Annotated in this window: 19 protein-coding genes, 2 pseudogenes and 1 riboswitch; of the genes and pseudogenes, 17 read left to right on the forward strand and 4 right to left on the reverse strand. The window is 59.6% G+C overall.

Annotation, left to right across the window (positions count from 1 at the left end):
• Window positions 1–210: 210 nt before the first annotated feature.
• The 4 genes from ACZ41G_RS02175 to thiM all read right to left on the reverse strand — a co-directional run bounded on the left by ACZ41G_RS02175 (window position 211) and on the right by thiM (window position 5,725).
• Window positions 211–594, reverse strand: coding sequence for a thiamine-binding protein (locus tag ACZ41G_RS02175; RefSeq protein ID WP_101451928.1), 384 nt, complete (start codon window positions 592–594; stop codon window positions 211–213).
• A gap of 228 nt (window positions 595–822) precedes the next feature.
• Complete coding sequence (gene thiD, locus ACZ41G_RS02180) at window positions 823–1,689, reverse strand: bifunctional hydroxymethylpyrimidine kinase/phosphomethylpyrimidine kinase (protein ID WP_464145690.1); 867 nt, start codon at window positions 1,687–1,689, stop codon at window positions 823–825.
• Window positions 1,686–4,457, reverse strand: a complete 2,772-nt coding sequence (gene thiC, locus ACZ41G_RS02185; protein ID WP_464145692.1) for a phosphomethylpyrimidine synthase ThiC — start codon at window positions 4,455–4,457, stop codon at window positions 1,686–1,688. The genes thiD and thiC overlap by 4 nt, the downstream gene beginning before the upstream one ends.
• Before the next feature lie 275 nt (window positions 4,458–4,732).
• The gene (gene thiM, locus ACZ41G_RS02190; RefSeq protein ID WP_464146184.1) at window positions 4,733–5,725 is read right to left on the reverse strand and encodes a hydroxyethylthiazole kinase; all 993 of its coding nucleotides are present in this window, start codon (window positions 5,723–5,725) and stop codon (window positions 4,733–4,735) included.
• Window positions 5,715–5,822: riboswitch (TPP riboswitch) on the reverse strand. (Overlaps the previous gene by 11 nt.)
• A gap of 428 nt (window positions 5,823–6,250) precedes the next feature.
• On the opposite strand from thiM, the pseudogene ACZ41G_RS02195 reads away from it, so the two are divergent.
• The 17 genes and pseudogenes from ACZ41G_RS02195 to ACZ41G_RS02275 form a co-directional block, all read left to right on the forward strand.
• Window positions 6,251–6,463 (forward strand): annotated as a pseudogene (locus ACZ41G_RS02195) (hypothetical protein); the annotation flags it as partial.
• 94 nt (window positions 6,464–6,557) lie between these two features.
• Window positions 6,558–7,001 (forward strand): hypothetical protein, encoded by a 444-nt coding sequence (locus ACZ41G_RS02200; protein ID WP_464145694.1) that lies wholly within the window; start codon window positions 6,558–6,560, stop codon window positions 6,999–7,001.
• A 22-nt stretch (window positions 7,002–7,023) separates the two neighbouring features.
• On the forward strand, window positions 7,024–7,200 hold the full coding sequence (locus ACZ41G_RS02205; RefSeq protein ID WP_464145696.1) for a type IV pilus modification PilV family protein: 177 nt from the start codon (window positions 7,024–7,026) through the stop codon (window positions 7,198–7,200).
• A 285-nt stretch (window positions 7,201–7,485) separates the two neighbouring features.
• Window positions 7,486–7,749: a hypothetical protein gene (locus ACZ41G_RS02210; RefSeq protein WP_464145698.1), complete on the forward strand. Its 264-nt coding sequence runs from the start codon at window positions 7,486–7,488 to the stop codon at window positions 7,747–7,749.
• Window positions 7,750–7,774: 25 nt separating this feature from the next.
• Window positions 7,775–8,317, forward strand: coding sequence for a PulJ/GspJ family protein (locus ACZ41G_RS02215; protein ID WP_464145700.1), 543 nt, complete (start codon window positions 7,775–7,777; stop codon window positions 8,315–8,317).
• Complete coding sequence (locus ACZ41G_RS02220) at window positions 8,301–8,696, forward strand: hypothetical protein (RefSeq protein WP_464145702.1); 396 nt, start codon at window positions 8,301–8,303, stop codon at window positions 8,694–8,696. The genes ACZ41G_RS02215 and ACZ41G_RS02220 overlap by 17 nt, the downstream gene beginning before the upstream one ends.
• A 263-nt stretch (window positions 8,697–8,959) precedes the next feature.
• The gene (locus ACZ41G_RS02225; protein WP_464145704.1) at window positions 8,960–9,850 is read left to right on the forward strand and encodes a prepilin peptidase; all 891 of its coding nucleotides are present in this window, start codon (window positions 8,960–8,962) and stop codon (window positions 9,848–9,850) included.
• A 219-nt stretch (window positions 9,851–10,069) separates the two neighbouring features.
• Window positions 10,070–10,339 (forward strand): annotated as a pseudogene (locus tag ACZ41G_RS02230) (type IV pilus assembly protein PilM); the annotation flags it as partial.
• A gap of 212 nt (window positions 10,340–10,551) precedes the next feature.
• A complete protein-coding gene (locus ACZ41G_RS02235) occupies window positions 10,552–10,725 on the forward strand; it encodes a hypothetical protein (RefSeq protein WP_273302952.1) in 174 nt (57 codons plus the stop codon).
• A complete protein-coding gene (locus ACZ41G_RS02240; RefSeq protein WP_464145706.1) occupies window positions 10,722–11,321 on the forward strand; it encodes a hypothetical protein in 600 nt (199 codons plus the stop codon). Before ACZ41G_RS02235 ends, ACZ41G_RS02240 begins: the two co-directional genes overlap by 4 nt.
• Window positions 11,281–11,715: a hypothetical protein gene (locus tag ACZ41G_RS02245; protein ID WP_464145708.1), complete on the forward strand. Its 435-nt coding sequence runs from the start codon at window positions 11,281–11,283 to the stop codon at window positions 11,713–11,715. Before ACZ41G_RS02240 ends, ACZ41G_RS02245 begins: the two co-directional genes overlap by 41 nt.
• A 457-nt stretch (window positions 11,716–12,172) precedes the next feature.
• The gene (locus ACZ41G_RS02250; protein WP_015450103.1) at window positions 12,173–13,693 is read left to right on the forward strand and encodes a glycine--tRNA ligase; all 1,521 of its coding nucleotides are present in this window, start codon (window positions 12,173–12,175) and stop codon (window positions 13,691–13,693) included.
• A 163-nt stretch (window positions 13,694–13,856) separates the two neighbouring features.
• Window positions 13,857–15,092 (forward strand): tRNA dihydrouridine synthase DusB, encoded by a 1,236-nt coding sequence (gene dusB / locus ACZ41G_RS02255; protein ID WP_081966460.1) that lies wholly within the window; start codon window positions 13,857–13,859, stop codon window positions 15,090–15,092.
• 115 nt (window positions 15,093–15,207) lie between these two features.
• Entirely contained in the window at window positions 15,208–16,509 is a 1,302-nt protein-coding gene (ftsZ, locus tag ACZ41G_RS02260; protein ID WP_033505070.1) for a cell division protein FtsZ, read from the forward strand.
• A 35-nt stretch (window positions 16,510–16,544) separates the two neighbouring features.
• Complete coding sequence (locus tag ACZ41G_RS02265; RefSeq protein ID WP_033505071.1) at window positions 16,545–17,027, forward strand: cell division protein SepF; 483 nt, start codon at window positions 16,545–16,547, stop codon at window positions 17,025–17,027.
• A 138-nt stretch (window positions 17,028–17,165) separates the two neighbouring features.
• Window positions 17,166–17,447, forward strand: coding sequence for a YggT family protein (locus tag ACZ41G_RS02270; RefSeq protein ID WP_033505072.1), 282 nt, complete (start codon window positions 17,166–17,168; stop codon window positions 17,445–17,447).
• A gap of 214 nt (window positions 17,448–17,661) precedes the next feature.
• A complete protein-coding gene (locus tag ACZ41G_RS02275; RefSeq protein WP_033505073.1) occupies window positions 17,662–19,092 on the forward strand; it encodes a DivIVA domain-containing protein in 1,431 nt (476 codons plus the stop codon).
• Window positions 19,093–19,094 lie beyond the last annotated feature (2 nt).

Here is a 19,094-nt window from a genome sequence, read left to right on the forward strand (position 1 = left end):
TGTGCGCGGGGTATTGCGAATCTTGCTGCGGTGCGACTGTTGTGTTGCGTGGCGGTGGGATATGTCCGGCTGCGGCGTTGGATTGGTTGGTGTTTTGCTGCGGTGTGATTGTTGCGTTGTACCCCGGCTGGATATCTCGGGTGGCATTGCCGGATTGGTCGGTATCTCGCCGTGGTGCGACGCCACTGTCACACCACGGCAAGATCGCTGTCACTTCGCCTGTTCGGCCTTCCCGTCGAGGATTTCGTTGACGAGTTCCTGCTTGGCGTGAATCTGCCCGCTGAATCCGGGGCGGATGTCCAGCCGGATGACCACATCAGTGCGGTATCCCTGCCCAGCGAGCTTCATGGTCGCATCGCGAATGGTGGCGAGCACCTGATCGAGGTCGCCTTCAATATTGGTGAACATGGCGTTGGTTTCGTTGGGCAGCCCGGATTGGCGGATGACATCGACCGCTTGCGCCACATACGTCGATTTTTCGGGGCTTGCCCCGGCGGGACTGATAGCGACGGCGGCAACGGTGTTGATATATGGTTTGCCGGTTTCGGGATCGACAGGTACTTGCTGACGTTCCGCATTGCGATCGAGGGTCATGATTCGTCCTTTCTCATGGGAATCCGCAAGAAGTCGTTCTGGGGCTGCGCGGATTCACGGCTGATTGTTGTTGATTATTGTCGACATCGATTATCTCCGGTCACGATGACGAGGAACGTTCGCCACTGTCGAGGACATTGCCGAGACCACAGCCGCGGTCATCGTCACCATCATCGTCATTGTCACTGTCAGATCACGCTTGTCGCACCTCTGTCGTCACTTCCGCTGTCACCGCCATCGCCACGCGTGATCCATAGGCCCCGAACCGTGACCCAAATCCAGTCCCGCGCCGATGGCACCGGTCAGGTAAGCCTTGCCGTCGCGAATCGCCGACGTCAATGTCTCTCCTCGTGCCAGTGCGCTCGCAATCGCGCTCGAAAGCGTGCATCCAGTCCCGTGTGTGTTGGGATTGTCGATATGCTCGCCGCGGAACCAAGTCACGTCACCGTCCGGTTCGGCCACCACGTCGTTTGCGCCCTGCACGCTGTGCCCGCCTTTGACCAAGACCGCGCATCCGTAGCGCGCAGCCATGCGTCTGGCGGCGTCCGCCATCGCATCCGGGGTGTCGATTGAGCCGGCAGCCAGCTCGCAGAGTACTTCTGCTTCGGGAATGTTCGGGGTGATGAGCCGGCACAGTCCGAACAGGCCGGTCAAGGCGCTTTCAGCGTTCTCGTCGAGCAGCCGTGTTCCGCTGGAAGAAACCATGACGGGGTCAAGCACGACGTTTGCGGCTTGATACGTTCGCAGCGCATCCCCGATCACTTCGATGAGCCGGGCGTTGGATACCATGCCGATTTTTGTAGCGGCAGGCGGAATATCGGTGTATACAGCATCCAACTGGGCGGCGAGGATACCGGGGCTCACGTCTTCGACCGCGCTGACACCTTGGGTGTTTTGCGCGGTGATGGATGTGATGGCGCTCATGCCGTAGACCCCGCACGCGAGCATGGTTTTCAGGTCCGCTTGGATGCCTGCGCCGCCGGAGCAGTCGCTGCCGGCGATGGTGAGAACGGCCGGCAGGGTCTCGGTTGCATGCTTCGCTGATCCGCTGAGCGAATCATGCGAAGGCGCTTGCACCGGCAATGTGTCACTCATGCGTGGATTCCTTCCGCACCGGTAGCGGCACTGGCGCCGGTCGGTGCGGCGGCACCGGCGGCGGTCAGAACAGTACCATCACCATCGTCAGCAGTTTTCATACCGCTCACATTCGCGCCAACCTGCACGCCTGCCGCGCCGCCGCGCGAGTCAACCCCTGCCACGATTCGTTCCTGGGCCGCAGCATTCCCGTACTTCTTGCGGATATTCTGCGAAATCGCCATCGAGCAGAACTTCGGTCCGCACATCGAGCAGAAATGCGCCATTTTCGCAGGTTCCGCAGGCAGCGTGTCGTCATGGTAGGCGATGGCGGTGTCCGGATCATACGACAGGTTGAACTGGTCAAGCCAGCGGAATTCGAAACGCGCCTTCGAAATCGCGAGGTCACGGTCCTGCGCGTGCGGGTGGTGTTTGGCGATATCCGCCGCGTGGCAGGCGATCTTGTACGTGATGACCCCCTGCTTGACATCGTCCTTATTCGGCAGTCCCAGATGCTCTTTCGGTGTCACGTAGCAGAGCATGGCGGTGCCGTAGCGTGCGATTTCCACGCCGCCGATCGCCGAGGTGATGTGGTCGTAGCCGGGCGCGGTGTCGGTGGTCAGCGGGCCGAGTGTGTAGAACGGCGCGCCCTTGCAGATCGCCTGCTCCATTTCGATGTTCATACGCACCGTGTCGAAGGGGATATGCCCCGGTCCTTCGACCATGACCTGCACGTCATGATCCCATGCGCGCTGGGTGAGTTCGCCGAGCGTCATGAGTTCGGCGATTTGGGCTGCATCGTTCGCGTCGGCGAGACTTCCGGGTCGCAGGCCGTCGCCGAGGGAGAACGCCACGTCGTATTTGGCGAAAATCTCGCACAATTCGTCGAAATGCGTGTACAGGAAGCTTTCCCGCTCATGCTGCATGCACCATTGCGCCATGATTGAACCGCCGCGCGAGACGATGCCGGTCACGCGGTTCGCGGTCAGCGGCACGTACCGCAGCAACACGCCAGCGTGGATGGTCATGTAATCCACGCCCTGTTCGCACTGCTCGATTACAGTGTCGCGGAACAGCTCCCAGCTGAGCTTGGTCGCATCATCCTCGACTTTTTCCAGCGCCTGGTACATCGGCACCGTGCCAATCGGAACGGGGGAGTTACGCAGGATCCACTCGCGCGTGGTGTGAATATCGTTGCCGGTGGACAGGTCCATCACGGTATCAGCGCCCCACTTCGTGGCCCACGTGAGCTTGTCGACCTCCTCATCAATGGACGACGACACGGCGGAATTGCCCATATTCGCGTTGAGTTTGGTGAGGAATTTCGACCCGATAATCATCGGCTCGGCTTCCGGATGGTTGATATTGCACGGCATGACCGCACGGCCGGCGGCGAGTTCGGAACGGACCAGCTCGGTGTCGCAATGCTCGCGGGCTGCGACGAACCGCATTTCCGGCGTGATGATGTTGTGCCGCGCATACCACATCTGCGTGACCGGATGCCCTGAGGCCTTGAGCGGATTGTGTTTGCGGCCGCGCCATTCCTTGGTCGCCTTGCCGCGTTGGACCGCGCGCTTGCCGTCATCGGCGAGGTTGCGCTCGCGGCCTTCGTATTCGACGACGTCCCCTCGGTCGCGGATCCAGTCGAGACGTAGTGGCGCGAGCCCTTCTTTCGGGTCGCATGAGGGGCCTTCGGTGTTGTAATCGTGGAACGGCGGGTTCGGGCCGACGCCGGGGGTGTCGGAGAGTTTGATTTCGGTGTAGGGCACGTCGAGGTCGTAGCTGCCTGATTCGTTCTCGAAATGGATGCGCTCGGTTTTGCGGATGTGCGCCTTGTCGCGTTGTGTGCAGCCGCGTGCGGCGATGTCGACGCGCTGCTGTTTGGCGAGTCGTGCGGCTTCCTTTGCAGCTTTTGCGTTGGTGAAGTTGCCGGATTTGGCGGCTTGTGAACAGTTGAGTGAGGTGGCGGGCGGATTGCCGTCCGTCACCTCATTGGCGTCCCCCACAGATGTTGTCCCCGTTGCCGGTGCGCTCGAGATGGTGCGCGCCGCGTATCCGTGATGTCCGCTGCCGCGTACGCTGCGCCACGCATCCACCATCGCTTGGGTGGTGGCTTTCGGGTCCTCAGCCCCGGCGATTGCCGAGACTACGAACCAGCCGGCTGCCTTGGATGCGGCCAGATCGCGCATATCGGCAAGTGTCACGCCGCCGCCGATGACGACCGGATAATCGCTGGCAGTACAGATGGTGTTGATCAAGTCGATGCTCAGGAAATGCTTGCTACCGTCATCCTCGACGACGATGGCATCAGGCTTGGTGGTGGAGGGATGCAGCGGCGCAGCGCCGATGTAGTCGATGCAGCCGCTCGGCAGTTCGTTGATGAGTTTGACGAGGCTTTCGGTTTCCGCGCTCAGGCCGATGATGGCGTCGTCGCCGAGCAGCTGTCGCGCCTCGCGCGGGTCCATGTCGTCCTGCCCGATATGCACGCCGTCGACCTTGATACCCAGATTGCGGCACTGCCAGACGACGTCCACACGGTCGTCGATGACGAAGGCGACCGTGTCGGACTTGTCGTTGTCTTCGATGATCTGCGCGATATCCCGTGCGGTTTCGGTCAGTTGTTTGGCATCTGCGGTTTTGTCACGCAGCTGGATGAAGGTGGCGCCGCCTTGCAGCGCGTCATCGACGATATCGCCGATCGGGCGTCCCTTGGTATCTTGCGACCCGAGGATGCAGTAGGCGGTCAAGTCGAAGGTGTCCCGCATGGAGGCGTAGGGGTAGTTGGTCATGGTGTTTCTTTCTGTTATTGGGCCGATTGTGACCCTTGGTTCTGCAGTTCTGAAGTATCGTGCTGGGGCTTACTGCCGAATGCATTGATATTATGCAAACGATTCATTCGCTCAATATCAGCGATATCTCACCTAAATATGGCGATGGGATGATTACGTTTGCGTATGCATTGCTCGCCGCTGGTCTCACCGCGACGGCGTTGCGGGCATGCCGGATGTGTTTCCTTGGCTATGGAGCAACGTCTACATGCTTGGCGCGGTTCGATTGCGACTTGTCAGGCCGTGCCTGCGGTGTCTGGAGATACGCTGTTTTGCGACGTAGGGACATGTGACACGATGATTGGCGATGCGGCGATGTCTTCGGCGGTGACGTTCCACAGCGCGTCAAGGAATCGGGTTTGGAAGCTTCCTGGTCCGGTGCAGCCTTCCGCAGCCTGCTCGGAGGCACGGTTGTACAGTGCGCTCGCAGCCAGCGCGGCGGTAAGCGGATCGGCTACGGCGAGATAGGTGGCGGTGACCCCGCCGAGCGAGCATCCGGCACCGGTGATTTTCGTCATCATCGAGCTGCCGCCGGGCAACCGGTACACGGTGTCTCCGTCGGTGACAAGATCTGTGGCGCCGGACACGGCGACAGCGGCACGGTGATTTGGCGCGTAGCTGCGCAAATATCGCGCCATCACGATTGCGGCGTTTGTGGCGCTGTCCACGTCATCGACAGCTTCGACGCCTGCCGGTCGTGTGGTTCCCTCCTTGGCTCCTGTATCGGAACCAGCGGATGGGACGTTGAGATCCCAGATTCCCGCTAACGCGATGATTTCCGATGCATTACCCCGTACGATGGTCGGAGGAGCGGAGCGGAATGCCCACAGAATGGCGGAACGGGTGCGTCCGATGCCGGCGGCGACCGGGTCAAGCACCCACGGGTGGTGCATGGCTTGCAGCGACCGCGCGATGTTGCCGAGCGCGTCCTTGAAAAACGGCAGCAGGGTGCCGACGTTGATGTAGGTGGCCTTGGCGATTGCCGCGGTGTCGATGATATCGTCCGGCAGGTAGCTCATCGCCGCGGTGCCGCCTGCCGCGAGCTGCGCGTTGGCGACAAGGTTGACGGTCACGAAGTTCGTGAATGATTGGGCGAGCGGCGTGGTGTCCTTCACCTCGCGCACAGCCTTCGCAATCAGCTGGCGCTCGGGGTCGTCCGCTGGCAACGGTGTTCCGTTCAGGGCTGCGCTGGTACTGCCGGTGATATCTGGTGATGCGTCTGTGCTCATCATTGCTCCCTACGCTGGTTCTAACCAACAGGTTCTAAGGGTCAGGCACGGTGCCTTTCTCAGCCTTGCCTTGCGGCAGGCTCCCCTGCATTGGATTATGTGAGCCATCGTATGGACGCCCGAGGACACGGGGTGGATTCGGGGCGGATTGGCGCGTGCAGATTGCACGCCGCTGAGGTTCAGGGTTCCGGATAATATTAAGAGATTACGTATGTCCTGCCGAGTCCGAATGACGTAGGTCTTTTCCAGGCGTTGCTGACAGCACTGAATCTCCCGGGACACTGACACGGTTGTCTTTCGGTCGCCTTGCGCCGGCGTGGATGTGTGGTTGGTGTAGATCGGTCTCGCTCGGATTGCGATCACACTATCGGGGTCGACGTTGCAACGCGCACGTCTCGCTACGGCCGGGCAAACTGAGAGGAGAAGGACTTCATGCATCATCTGGCGGTGAAGATGAAAAACGGCCAGTCGCGTTGTTGACAATGGGTCGTGTTGGCTGTGTACGCAGTCGTTGTCATCGTGGTGATGTGCTTCCACGAACCTTGGTTCGATGAGGCGCAATCATGGTTGATCGCCTGCGACTGCTCATGGCATGATCTCTTGCTGGTACGCCCGCATTACGAAGGACACCCGCCGTTGTGGTGGCTGTTGCTCGCGATTCCAGCACGTCTCGGCGTCCCATACGAGTGGGGAATAAAAAGCATTCAACTGGTGACGGCGGTCTTCTTCGTATGGGTGGCGGTCCCTATTTATCTGAATCAGCGTAAGTCGGCATGGCGTTCATCCGTGCAGAACGATGTGCAACAACGCCCAGGTGACCATCGCCACCGCCATGACCAAGCTCAAAGACGGCGAAAAGCTGACGATGAAGACCAATGATTCTTCGACGACATGCAGCGACAAGGAATGCACATTTACGCAGGCCGGCGGCACCATCAGCGGCATCCCCATTACAGTGTCCAAAGACAACACCATCAAGGTGACCATCAGCTACAGCGACACCAACGGCGGTGATTGCTACACCGTCGAGGGGGCAGCGATTTGGGTGATTCCGAATACAAGCACGAGAGCACCACAGGCGCTTTGGAATGGCATCCGCATAAGCCGTGACATCAATTCGCCCTGCAGGGTTGAGGCTTTGCGGGGCTCACCTATTATCTGGCGGTCATTGACTGGCAGCAGGGTAATACGGAAAACGAGAGAGAAAACAAGTTCCCGGCACGGGTTGACGCCCGGCATAAGAGAGGGGAACAACCGTGGGCCATACATACGGTAGGAGGCGGGCGCTGCTCAAACGTATGCAGCGCGGCTTCACCATGGTTGAGGTCATCGTGGCGATTGGCATGTTGACGCTCGTCGGACTGGCGGCTGCCCAGTTCGCCGTCACCGTCGTGCATTCTTCTTACGCACACCAGCAGCGTGCCATCGCGGTTGGTCTTGCCGAATCGGGTTGGAGCAGGTACAGGAAAGCGTGAAGGGCAAAGAAGGCAACACGATTTTCTCTACGCTCACGTCGGGCATGTCCAAGTCGGGGGCGCAGGGGGCGCTCAAGGCGGCTACCGATTTCAATGTGATTGAGAACGCTTCAGATACCATGGATCTGGGGTGGAATGATTCTCCGAGCGCCACGGCGATCCAGGCCAAGGTCGAGACCAACGACCAGCAGGGAAGGCGCCACGTATACCGTATGCACGGTTGTCGGCAAATGTTATCGCCTGTCTGCCGAGGCTTCCTGCCTGTCCGCGTCGAAGCAAGGTCTGGTGACTTCATCCGGCGCTGTCGGTGCGTACAAATATGTCGGCGAAGGCAACAAAGCCGTTGATGCAGCATCCATCGCGGACGCCACGAAGTTCCCGACCGGCCCGTTCAACACTGGTACCGCTTCTAGTCCGACCTATTCGCCGATGCCCCGCGTGGTTGTGCTCGTCACTTGGCCGGACAGCCAGCATCAAGGCAAGACTTGCTGGTACAGCACTGCCGCGATTTTCGATGGCAGCAATGACGACACCCTGAAGAGCAAGTGAGGCGGTGAACAGTATGGATAGTGGTATGAGCAATGTTGAACAGCCGGCGACAACAGTAAGCATGCGAAGCAGATCTTGTGATGCAAAGCATGAAGGATCAGCAGGAAAGTTTGCATCTCGTTGGCGCAAGCTGAGGAACACCGATAAGCAAAAGGGCGTTTCTCTGACGGAACTCATGGTGGCGCTCGGTATATTCCTCTTGTTCTCGTCAGTGTTCACTGCCAGTGTCATGCAGTACCTCCGGTCTACAAATTCGACTGCGGTGCGTGCTCAATCGGCGTCTACGGTAATGATGGCAACCCAGCGGCTTGAGCGTTTCGTCACGTATTCCAACTCGATTGGATATGCCACGACGGGTGGCAGCAGCGGTTCCGCCGACAAGAACACGGTGTTGATTTATTCGGCGCCGTCGTCCGGCAATGATTCCGGTGCGGCCAGTGCGAGTGTCGGCCAGTATTCGGGTAGCAAACTGGTTACATTGAATACCCAGGTGACATTCAGTTCGAGGAATTCTGCGGCGTCAAGCGCCACGGGTTCAGCGTCGATCACCTATGCAGCGTGCCAGTGAGCCGCAGTGCCCGCTAGTATCTGGAGACGAATCTTGGCAGAACATAGGTGATAATTCATGGCAAAACGACTATGCTGATTATGCAAAAGGCGGGGAAACGGTTATCGATACCGCCACGGGCTTGGCTCAATCAGCAGCTTCGAGCAAGACTAATTTAATGTTCACAGCAAATACAGGTGTTGGTTGTTTCGTTGTGAATGGTACGAGCGAAGGCTCGAAGTTAGTGACCAAATTTGGCAATTGTACAACTTCTGACGATAGAGCGACCTTCTATCGTTATGAAAAGGTCGCTGATGAAGGAGCCGAACCGGAAAAGGCAAAGTTTAATTACACGTTTGTCCTTGCTTCATCCGTGGCAGATGAGAAGCGACCTTGGTGAGCCCTAGAGCACTATGCTTAACAGAGACGAAAGGGCTTCCGGACAACCAGAAAAATCCCAGGATTCAACTGCAGAAGTGTCGAGGAGCTATGTACGATGCGACTGGCGCAAAGTATTACCCACAACGTTGGACGCACCTGACAAGGATAGCTCCAGCGGATAAGACGGGAATCGGTACCTCGTATAATGTAACGGCTAATGCCTCCATCAGCTACGCATTCAGCAAGTATGTGGACGCTGCGAACTAGAAGTGGTGATCGGTAGTGTTGACTTCCTCCATCCTTGCCGCCGGTGATGTTCTGGTCGGCTATGGTGTACCGCATCTGGACACGAGCGCGTACGGCGACGGTGTCACCACCGTGGTGCTGGCCGTCGTCGCGTTCGTGATCGGGTGCTTTATCGGTTCGTTCCTCAACGTGGTCATCTGGCGCGTGCCCAACGGCATCAGCCTGGTCAACCCAAAGCGGAGCTTCTGCCCCAACTGCAAGTCCCCGATTCGTTGGCACGACAACATACCCCTCATCTCGTACCTGGTGCTGCACGGCAAATGCCGTGACTGCCAAGAGCCGATCTCCGGGCGATATCCGCTGGTTGAACTGCTCGGCGGGTTCATGACCATGCTCGCCGTACTCGGCCCGGCCCTCCACCTGTATCCGGTGTGGCTGCTCCCTGCCGCCATCTACTTCGCATGGCTGAGCATCGTCATCGCGTTCATTGATATCGACGTGCAACTCATCCTCGATATCATGACGTATCCGTCCATGTTGCTGATACTCGCCCTGCTCACCCTTGCCTCATGGGGGACAGGCTCATGGACGCCACTGTTGCGTGCCGTCATCTGCGCGGTCGCTCTCGCAGCCTTCTACGTACTGCTCGGTTTTATCTGGCCGAACGGCATGGGGCTGGGCGACGCGAAACTCGCCGTTATCGTCGGGCTCATCCTCGGGTGGCTCGGCTTGAGGCAGCTCATCGTCGGGGCGTCCGCAGCGTTCATCGTCGGGGGAGCCTTCGCGCTCATCCAGGTGGCGCGCAAACGCATCAACATGAAAGGCGGAGTCCCGTTCGGGCCGTACATGCTCATCGGAGCGTGGATCGGCATCTACGTAGGCGCGCCAATCGCCAACTGGTACCTAACGATTTGCGGGCTTAACTAGTCCACAGGAAAGAGAAAGGAAAAGGAGAAAGCCATGAAGCCAATCACGACACAGTCGCTGCCGAACGACGCGATTCGCGCGGCCGTCATCGCCAATCCCTACACGGAACGGCCGTAGATACTGCAATACCGCACGATCGTCCTGCCGACCGGCGCGGTCGTCGACGATTCCATCATCGATTTCGTGCCGCTCACCCGTGAAGAGCAGGCGCAAGGCGCCGTGCTCCACGGCATGGTCGTGGCGACCTTGCACACCGGCGCCGAGAGGACCACCACGGCGATTCAGAATGCAGGATTCGCGGTGCGGTCCGTGGACGTTAGCGCGTTCTCGCTGGCACGCATCTTCCGCGACCAATCATGCGACAAGGCCATCGCTGTCGTCAATGTCGGTTCCAACAGCACCGATGTCATCGTCCTCTTGCAAGGGCACCCGGTCGCGCTGCGAGCCGTACCGTCCGGTGCAGACGATATCACTCAGGCCGTGGACAAGGCACTCGACATCCTGTTCGAAGGCGCACTCGAAATCAAGAACCGTATCAGCCTGCAGAACGTCATCGGCGATGAACGACTCGAAAAAGCCGAGGAAATCATCCGTGACACCACGGCACAGCTGATTGTCGGTATTCGTAACACCCTGAACGTGTACAACACCGACCCCCGGCAATGGTGGCCGACGATATCGTCCTGGTCGGAGCGGGCTCCATGCTCGCCGGCTTCCCGCCCGTGCTCGTCAGCTCCACCAACAAGACCGTCACCATCGGCGACCCCTTCACCCACTTCATCGTCGGAGAGGACGCCAAGCGGCAGAACATCAACGTCCACGGACCCGAATATGCGGCGGTCCTCGGGCTTGCACTAGGAAAGAGGCCACGATGAGCGCATTCAGCAAAGGTAGCCACAGCGGCAAAGGCGAAAAGTCCGCGCCGCGCCGCCAAGACAAGAACAATGACCAGAAGGATGGCAAGAAGGCCAAGGGGACATCCTCAACGTCGACCTGTCCAGCCTCGGCAAGTCCAAGAAGACTGGCAAGCTCACCCCCTCCCGACCAGTGGAGCCTGAGCGTCGACCTCCTGCCGAAGTCGGTTGCGGCGATCAACAAGGACCGTCGGATCGCTAAGATCATGGGCTTCGTGACCGTCGGCGTGCTGGTGCTGTGCTTCATCGCGGGACTCGTTGCCAACCAGTTCGTTGTCGCGGCACGTGGCGAAACCGACGACGCACGGCTCCAGCAGACCACCCTGACCGCTCGTAAGGCGGAATTCAAGGGAATCCAGGACGTGCTCGTCGCCTCCTACGACATCAACGTGGCGCGCGTCGCTGCGCTGTACGGCGAAGTCAACTGGCTCGTGGTTACCGACCAGCTACGACCAGTCGGCGTTCATCGCATCGCTCGACGGTGCGGTGACCAGCTCCGGAACCACCATCCAGAGCGTGAGCTTCGGAACCGCTGCCGCTGCCACCTTGCCGAGTGACGCGTCCGTGCAAATCAGTGCGAAGAAAGTTGTTGCCGTGCCGGTGACCATCAGTGCACAAGGCGGGTATGACGCGCTGCGCAACTTTGTCGACCAGATGCAGCGCATCGACCGCATCGCAGTGCCGACCAGCGTGAGTTACTCGGTCGCCGATGACGACTCGCAGAGCACCGTGACCATCAACAGCAACATCCTCGCGATTCTCAGCTCCGGGTCCACCCAGACCAACGCGTCCTCCGATGCGATCGAGAACGCGACCTCCGGCGTGTCCAAGTATGCGCTGCGGAAGTGGTGCTACGAGAGTGGTGCTGCGGGGCGTCTGAGCCGAGAGCGGCCGCCAGACGGTGTGGCTGTTGGCTCTGGGCTGGCTTGGTCGGTTGGACCGGCTGGTTGAGCTGGTTTGACTGACTTGGATGGTTAAACCGTCTGGTTTGACTGGTTTTGCGGGTCGGACCGTCCGGTTTGACTGCTCTGTGAACGAGGCGGGCGGAAACCTATTGAGTGGGTTCCCGCCCGCCTCGCTGTATTTCTGGTGGTGACTGAAATCCTGCCCCAAATGGCTTGCGGCAACGCACTGACTGCACGCGATGCGGCACTGTGTGAGCGAATCCTCACACGGTGGCGGTTCTATCCGTCCTGATGGTCGTTTCCTGCTGTCCCGGTGGTCGGTGTGGGAGCCAATCCTCACATGGTGGCAGTTCTATCGGGGCTGGTGGCCGTTTCTGGTTGTCCCGGCGGCTGGTTTGTGAGTCAATCCTCACCCGGCACCCGGCACCGGCTTCGTGTCAGAACGTATCGGTAAGCTTGACTTCCGTCATACGTCCCAAAACCGTCAAACCAGAAGGTGCATTGTGGCTAGTTCTAAACTCGATGAAGTCGTCTCCCTCGCCAAGCGTCGCGGGTTCGTGTTCCCCGCGGGCGAGATCTACGGCGGCACCCGTTCCGCGTGGGATTACGGCCCGCTCGGCGTCGCGCTGAAAGACAATATCAAGCGTGAATGGTGGCGCTCCATGGTCGTCACCCGTGGCGATGTCGTCGGCGTGGATACCTCCATCATCCTGCCGCCGGAAGTGTGGGTTGCATCCGGCCACGTGTCCGTGTTCAACGATCCGCTCATCGAGTGCCTCAACTGCCATAAGCGCCAGCGTGCCGACAAGTTGCAGGAATCCTACGCAGAAAAGCACGGCGACAAGATGCCGGAGAACGGTCTGGCCGATATTGTGTGCCCGGATTGCGGCGTGCGCGGCAAGTGGACGGAACCGCGTGACTTCAACATGATGCTGCGCACTCATCTCGGCCCGGTCGAGGACGAGAACTCGCTGCACTATCTGCGCCCGGAAACCGCGCAGGGCATTTTCGTGGACTTCAAGAACGTGATGATGGCGAGCCGCTCCAAGCCGCCGTTTGGCATTGCGAACATGGGCAAGTCGTTCCGCAACGAGATCACGCCTGGCAACTTCATCTTCCGCACCCGCGAGTTCGAGCAGATGGAGATGGAGTTCTTCGTCGAGCCCGGCACTGATGAGGATTGGCATCAGTACTGGATCGATACCCGCACCCGCTGGTACCTTGATTTGGGCATCAACCCGGCGAACCTTCGTCATTACGAGCATCCGAAGGAGAAGCTCGCGCACTATTCGAAGCGCACGGTCGATATCGAATACAAGTTCGGATTCCAGGGTTCCGATTGGGGTGAGCTGGAAGGCATCGCGAACCGTACGGACTTCGATCTGTCCGCCCATGCGAAGCATTCCGGCGAGGACCTGAGCTACTTCAACCAGGCCACCGGCGAGAAGTACGTGCCGTACGTGATTGAACCGGCCGCCGGCCTGACCCGTTCCCTGATGGCCTTCCTCGTGGACGCGTACGACGTGGACGAGGCTCCGAACACCAAGGGTGGCGTGGACAAGCGTACGGTGCTGCGTCTCGACCCGCGTCTGGCCCCGGTCAAGGCCGCGGTACTGCCGCTGAGCAAGAAGCCGCAGCTGCAGACCATTGCCCACAACCTCGCCGCCGACCTGCGTCAGCACGAGTGGATGATCGACTACGACGAGGCAGGTGCCATCGGCCGTCGTTACCGTCGTGAGGACGAAATCGGTACCCCGCTGTGCGTCACCGTCGATTTCGACACGCTTGACGACAACGCGGTCACAATTCGTGAGCGCGACACCATGCAGCAGGAGCGTGTCAGCCTTGACAAGGTCGCCGATTATGTTGCCGACCGTGTCAGCGAGAAGCGCGTGCGCTATCCGGAAGGCCCAGCCAGCGTGACTGGCGTGAAGGCGGCCGACGGTGGCGTGGACGTTTCTAAGGAAAGCGGCATCGACGAGACCCAGCCGGTGAAGATCGCCGAGGCTGGCGGCCTGTACTGATATCGCTATCGCGCGCGCCATCTTTATACAAACTGGTTATGCTGGGAAGCCTCTCAGCGTAGCCAGTTTGTGGATGTGTCGGGTGGAGGGGTGCACCCGCACAATCAGTTGGCGGGTGCGCCGGGATGGGAAGTAAGCGCTTACGGGAAAGGAATCCAAGGGTATGAGCAAGCACGACGAGGACATCATCGACGAGCGTGGCGATTCCAGACTCGGCGAAGATCCCCGTTCCACGGCGACCGCCGGTCCGGTGCAGATTCATCCCGTGGACCTGGGGCGCATCCATGTGCCGACGCCGGTCATGCTGTCCCCGATGGCCGGGGTGACCAATTGGCCGTTCCGCGTGATCTGCGAAGAGTACGGGCCGGACGGCTTGTATGTCGCCGAAATGATTACCGCCCGTGCACTCGTGGCTCGCAATCCCAAAGCCCTGCGCCTGTGCCGTTTCGCACCGAGCGAGAAAATCCGTTCCCTGCAATTGTATGGGGTCGATCCGTCTATCGTCGAGCAGGCGGCGCGCATCGTCGTTGACAACAATATGGCCGACCATGTCGATCTGAACTTCGGTTGTCCGGTGCCCAAGGTCACCCGGCGCGGTGGCGGTTCTGCGCTTCCATGGAAAACCGACCTGTTCACTGAGGTCATCCACCGCGTGGTGTCCGTGTGCGGGTCGGCAGGTATTCCGGTGACTGCGAAAATCCGCGTCGGCATTGACCACGAGCACGAGACCTTCCTTGAGGCCGGGCATATCGCTCAGGAGGAGGGCTGTGCCGCCGTGACCCTCCACGCCCGCACCACCGCCGAATATTATGGCGGCCATTCTGACTGGAGCCGTATCAGCGAATTGGTGGAGCGTCTGGACATTCCCGTGTTCGGTAACGGGGATATCTGGGGCGCGGATGACGCGTTGGCGATGGTGCGCGAGACGGGTTGTGCCGGTGTAGCGATCGGTCGGGGATGCCAGGGCAGGCCGTGGCTGTTCGCCGATATCAAACACGCCTTCGAAGGCAGTGACGAGAGGACGAACCCGAATCTCGGCCAGGTGTGTGCGGTGATTCTTCGTCATGCCGGGCTGCTCACCGAGTTCTACGACGGTGACGAACGCATGGCGGTTCATGATCTGCGTAAGCATATCGCTTGGTATCTCAAAGGATTCCCGGTCGGTGGCACGACACGTAAAGCCTTCATGGAATGTGAAAATATTGCGGATGTCAAGCGCGTCATGGATACGCTCGATCCACAAGCCCCGTACCCGCAGCGAATCATCGACAAACCGCGTGGTCGTGTGCGATACGCGAAAAAGGTACACCTGCCGTATGGATGGCTTGAGTCCAGGACCACTACACACGAACAACGAGAAACGCTGTTCGGCGACGATCCGATGGACGTAAGCTATTGACAGAACTCTTGGCTGCTCCGCGACACGTGAAAAAATCGCGGTACATACCAAGAAATAACGTATGTGTTACTGGTTTTGCGCTACAGTTGAGCATAACCGTAAGTGACAGGAGACAATGGTGAGCGAGATTGCCCAGACAGACAATTTCAACGACAAGACCAATATCAAGGTCGTGGGGGTCGGCGGAGCCGGTGGCAATGCTGTCAACCGCATGATCGTCGAAGGTCTGCAGAACGTTGAATTCGTGGCCATCAACACTGATGCGAAAGATCTGATGCGCTCGGACGCCGACATCAAGATCGCGCTCAACGATGCCACCAGCCGTGGGCTCGGCGCTGGTGCGGACCCGGAGAAGGGTGCGAAGGCCGCACAAGACCATCAGTCTGATATCGAAGAGGCCTTGAAAGGCTCTGATATGGTCTTCGTGACCTGTGGTGAGGGCGGCGGCACCGGAACAGGCGCCAGCCCGATTGTCGCGCGCGCCGCAAAGCAGCAGGGCGCACTGACCATCGCCGTGGTCACCAAGCCGTTCAGCTTCGAAGGGCCGCGTCGTGAAGCCTCTGCCGAGCTGGGCATCGAGAACCTGCGCAAGGAAGTCGACGCGATCATCGTCATTCCGAACGACCGTCTGCTCGAGCTGTCCGACAAGTCCATCGGCATTGTCGATGCGTTCCGAACCGCAGATACCGCGTTGCTCGCCGGCGTGCAGGGCATCACCGATCTGATGACCAACAACCCGTACATTCATGTGGACTTCTCCGATGTCACCACCATCCTGCGTGGCGCCGGAACCGCGCTGTTTGGCATCGGCTCCGCGCGGGGCGAAGACCGGGCCACCCAGGCCGCGGAAATCGCCATCAGCTCGCCGCTGCTTGAGGAAAGCATCGAGGGCGCTCAAGGCGCGCTGGTCAACATCGCCGGCCCGACCGACCTCAAGCTGCTCGAAGCATCCAACGCCGTCGAACTGGTCAAGAAGGCCATCCACCCCGAAGCACAGATTATCTGGGGTCTTTCCCTCGACGACGCCTATGGCGATGAGGTGCGTGTCACCGTCATTGCGGCAGGATTTGACAAAGCGGGCAAGGAAGCCGCGGACGCGGGTGCCTCGGCAGCAGCCCAGCCGCTTGCCGCCAACGCACAGCCGGCGCAACCGGCGGCAACCCCCGCAGCCCAGCCGCAGCAAGCGCAGCCGGCCAGCGGAAACCTCATCGACGCCGGCGCCCAGAACCCGGCATCGCCGGCGCCTGAACGCCCGGCTGCCGCTCCCTACGTCGCCCCTCAGCAGAATCCCGCTGCTGGCAACTACGGGTATGGCAACTACGGTCAGTATGGCGATGACGGAGATGCGACCACCGAGCACCGCGTTGTGCCGTCGAACGATCCGGGCGATTTGGACATCCCGGATTTCCTGCGGTGAACGGCGCAAGGCACGAGTAAGTAAAAGGAGCTGAGATGGCTGGGTTCATGAAGAACGCGATGTCCTATCTGGGCATGTCCGATGTCGTCGACGACGATGACGACCTGCTCGACCAGGAGGAAGACGACAAGGAATCAACCTTTGATTCCGACCACACGGTGGCGCCGATGTCAACGTCACAGCCCACAAGCTCGTCGGCATCGTCGCCGAGCCGTGGAGCCAGCCAGTTCCCGGCACGTGTCAGCCGGATCACTACGATTCACCCGAAAACCTATGACGATGCCCAGCTCGTGGGCCGTGCGATTCGCGACGGCGTGCCAGTCGTGCTGAATCTCACCGGGGTTCCTGAAGCGATCGCCTATCGTATCGTCGATTTCTCGGCGGGCGTGGTGTTCGGCGTGCGCGGATCCATCGAGCGCGTGACTCCGCGGGTCTTTCTGTTGAGCCCCGCGCAGATCAACATCAAGGTCGAGGAGCCTGAATCCAAGGCTGCCGGACACGACCTCTTCGCTGATTGACGCGGTCTGACGCAGTCTGATGCCGCTACGGCTTGGCACCTATCGACACCGACTGGTAGCACAGAACCCAATACCCGTCACCATATGAGGGCTTCGATGAGCGCGTAACCATCGAAACCCTCCTGCTATGCTGGGCCTGTGCTTGTATCTTTGGCTATTTTCGTGATCAACCTGCTGCTCGACGCGTACATCACCGTGCTGTTCATCCGCATGATTCTTGACTGGGTGTTCATGCTTGCCCCGCAATGGCGTCCTGGGCGCATCGCCGGTGATCTGATTAATTTGGTTTACGATCTGACCGAGCCGCCGCTGCGGTGGCTTCGGCGCTACATCCCGCCGCTGCCGTTGGGACCAATCGCCATCGACCTGAGCTTCATCGTCCTGTATTTTGCGCTCGGATTGCTGCGGGCGCTCATCTGATGCGAATGTTTGCGAGCATATACGAAGAAACGTGGGTACCTGCGCATCCTCGTAAATGCTGAAGACAGATTGGCGGTTCGCCAGATGAAACGCAGATATCATGACCGAGACACGAAAAAAGAGCGCGAAATCGGTCAGGAATTCATATGGGTCGTGCTAGCATCGATATAGATACCGTCACAGCGAGGCATTACTCAAAGCGAGGTGGAGATTTATGGCTCTTTTGACGCCAAAGGATATTAGGGAGCATACCTTCCAAACGGTACGCTTCAAGGAAGGCTATGACGTCGACGAAGTCGATGACTTCCTTGACCAGGTAACCGAGACGGTCGAAGCTCTCGGCAAGCAGGCGATGCAGAACGGCCCGGCCACGCAGCCTCTTGGCCAGGATGTGGCGAATCTCAACGCCAAGATTTCCGAGCTGAATAACCAGATCGAGTCCCTGAAGAAGGAAAACACCGATCTCAAGGCTGTTGCAGCTACGGCGGGCAATGCCTCTGCTGCGGACCAGGCTGCGAAGACCGCGACCGAGCAGCTGCACAAGGCTGAAGAGAACAACCGCGCACTCGCTGTGCAGAACGATCAGTTCAAGCGTCAGAGCGAGCAAGCCACCGCTCTTGCCCAGAAGCTCAAGCATGAGAACGACCAGCTCACCGAGCAGGCCAACGGGCTCAACCAGCAGATTGAGCAGGCCAAGGCCCAGAGCGAACAGCTCAAGAACCAGAATGACCAGCTCAAGAGCCAGGTCGATCGTCTCAGCACGCAGGTCGACCAGCTTACCGCGCAGGCGGCAAAGGAAGCCGGCAACAAGGACGTCGCCGAGCAGCTGAATGCCGTCACCCGCGAACGCGACCAGTTCCGTGCCAACACGGAGAACCTCAGCCGCGAACTGGCCACTGCACGTCAGCAGCTTGCCGTCCAGCAGCAGACCGGCACGCAGGTCAAGGAACTCCAGCGTCAGCTCGAGGAATCCCGTGAGCGTGAGAACAAGCTTCGCGCGCAAATCGAGAAGGTCGAGCCGAGCACCGAAACCGGCAGCCTCCAGAAGATCGCAGGCGCTGCGCAGAGCGCTTCCAGCGAGCCGGAGCGTGCCACCGCAATGCTCACCCTGGCCATGCAGCTGCACGACCAGTACGTCGACAAAGGCAAGGCCAAGGCCAAGGAAATCACCGAGGCGAGCCAAGCCAAGTACGAAGAGCTTGTCACTAAGGCCAACGATTACTCGAGCCGTACCCGCACCGAGGCTGACGACTACAACAAGACCACTCGTGCTGATGCCGACGCGTACAACAAGCAGGTTCACTCCGACGCCGACGGCTACTCCGTCAAGACTCGTCAGGACGCCGACCTGTATGCGAAGAATAAGCGTGAGGAAGCCGACAACTACGAAGCTGAGGTGCAGCGTCGTGCCGCCGACTATGACAACAAGACCCGTTCCGGTGCGGACAACTACGCCAAGCAGGTTCGCGATGAGCTTGAGAACCAGGTCAAGGTCATCGAAGGCAATATCAAAGGGCTCAAGCAGTTCGAGACCGAGTATCGCACTCGCCTCACTGATTTCCTTGGCCAGCTGATGAATCAGGTGTCCGATTCCAACAACTACAGCAAAGTGGACCAGTCCCAGTCCAGCCCGCGTCGCCACTGATC

The sequence above is a fragment of the Bifidobacterium porcinum genome (assembly GCF_055378475.1).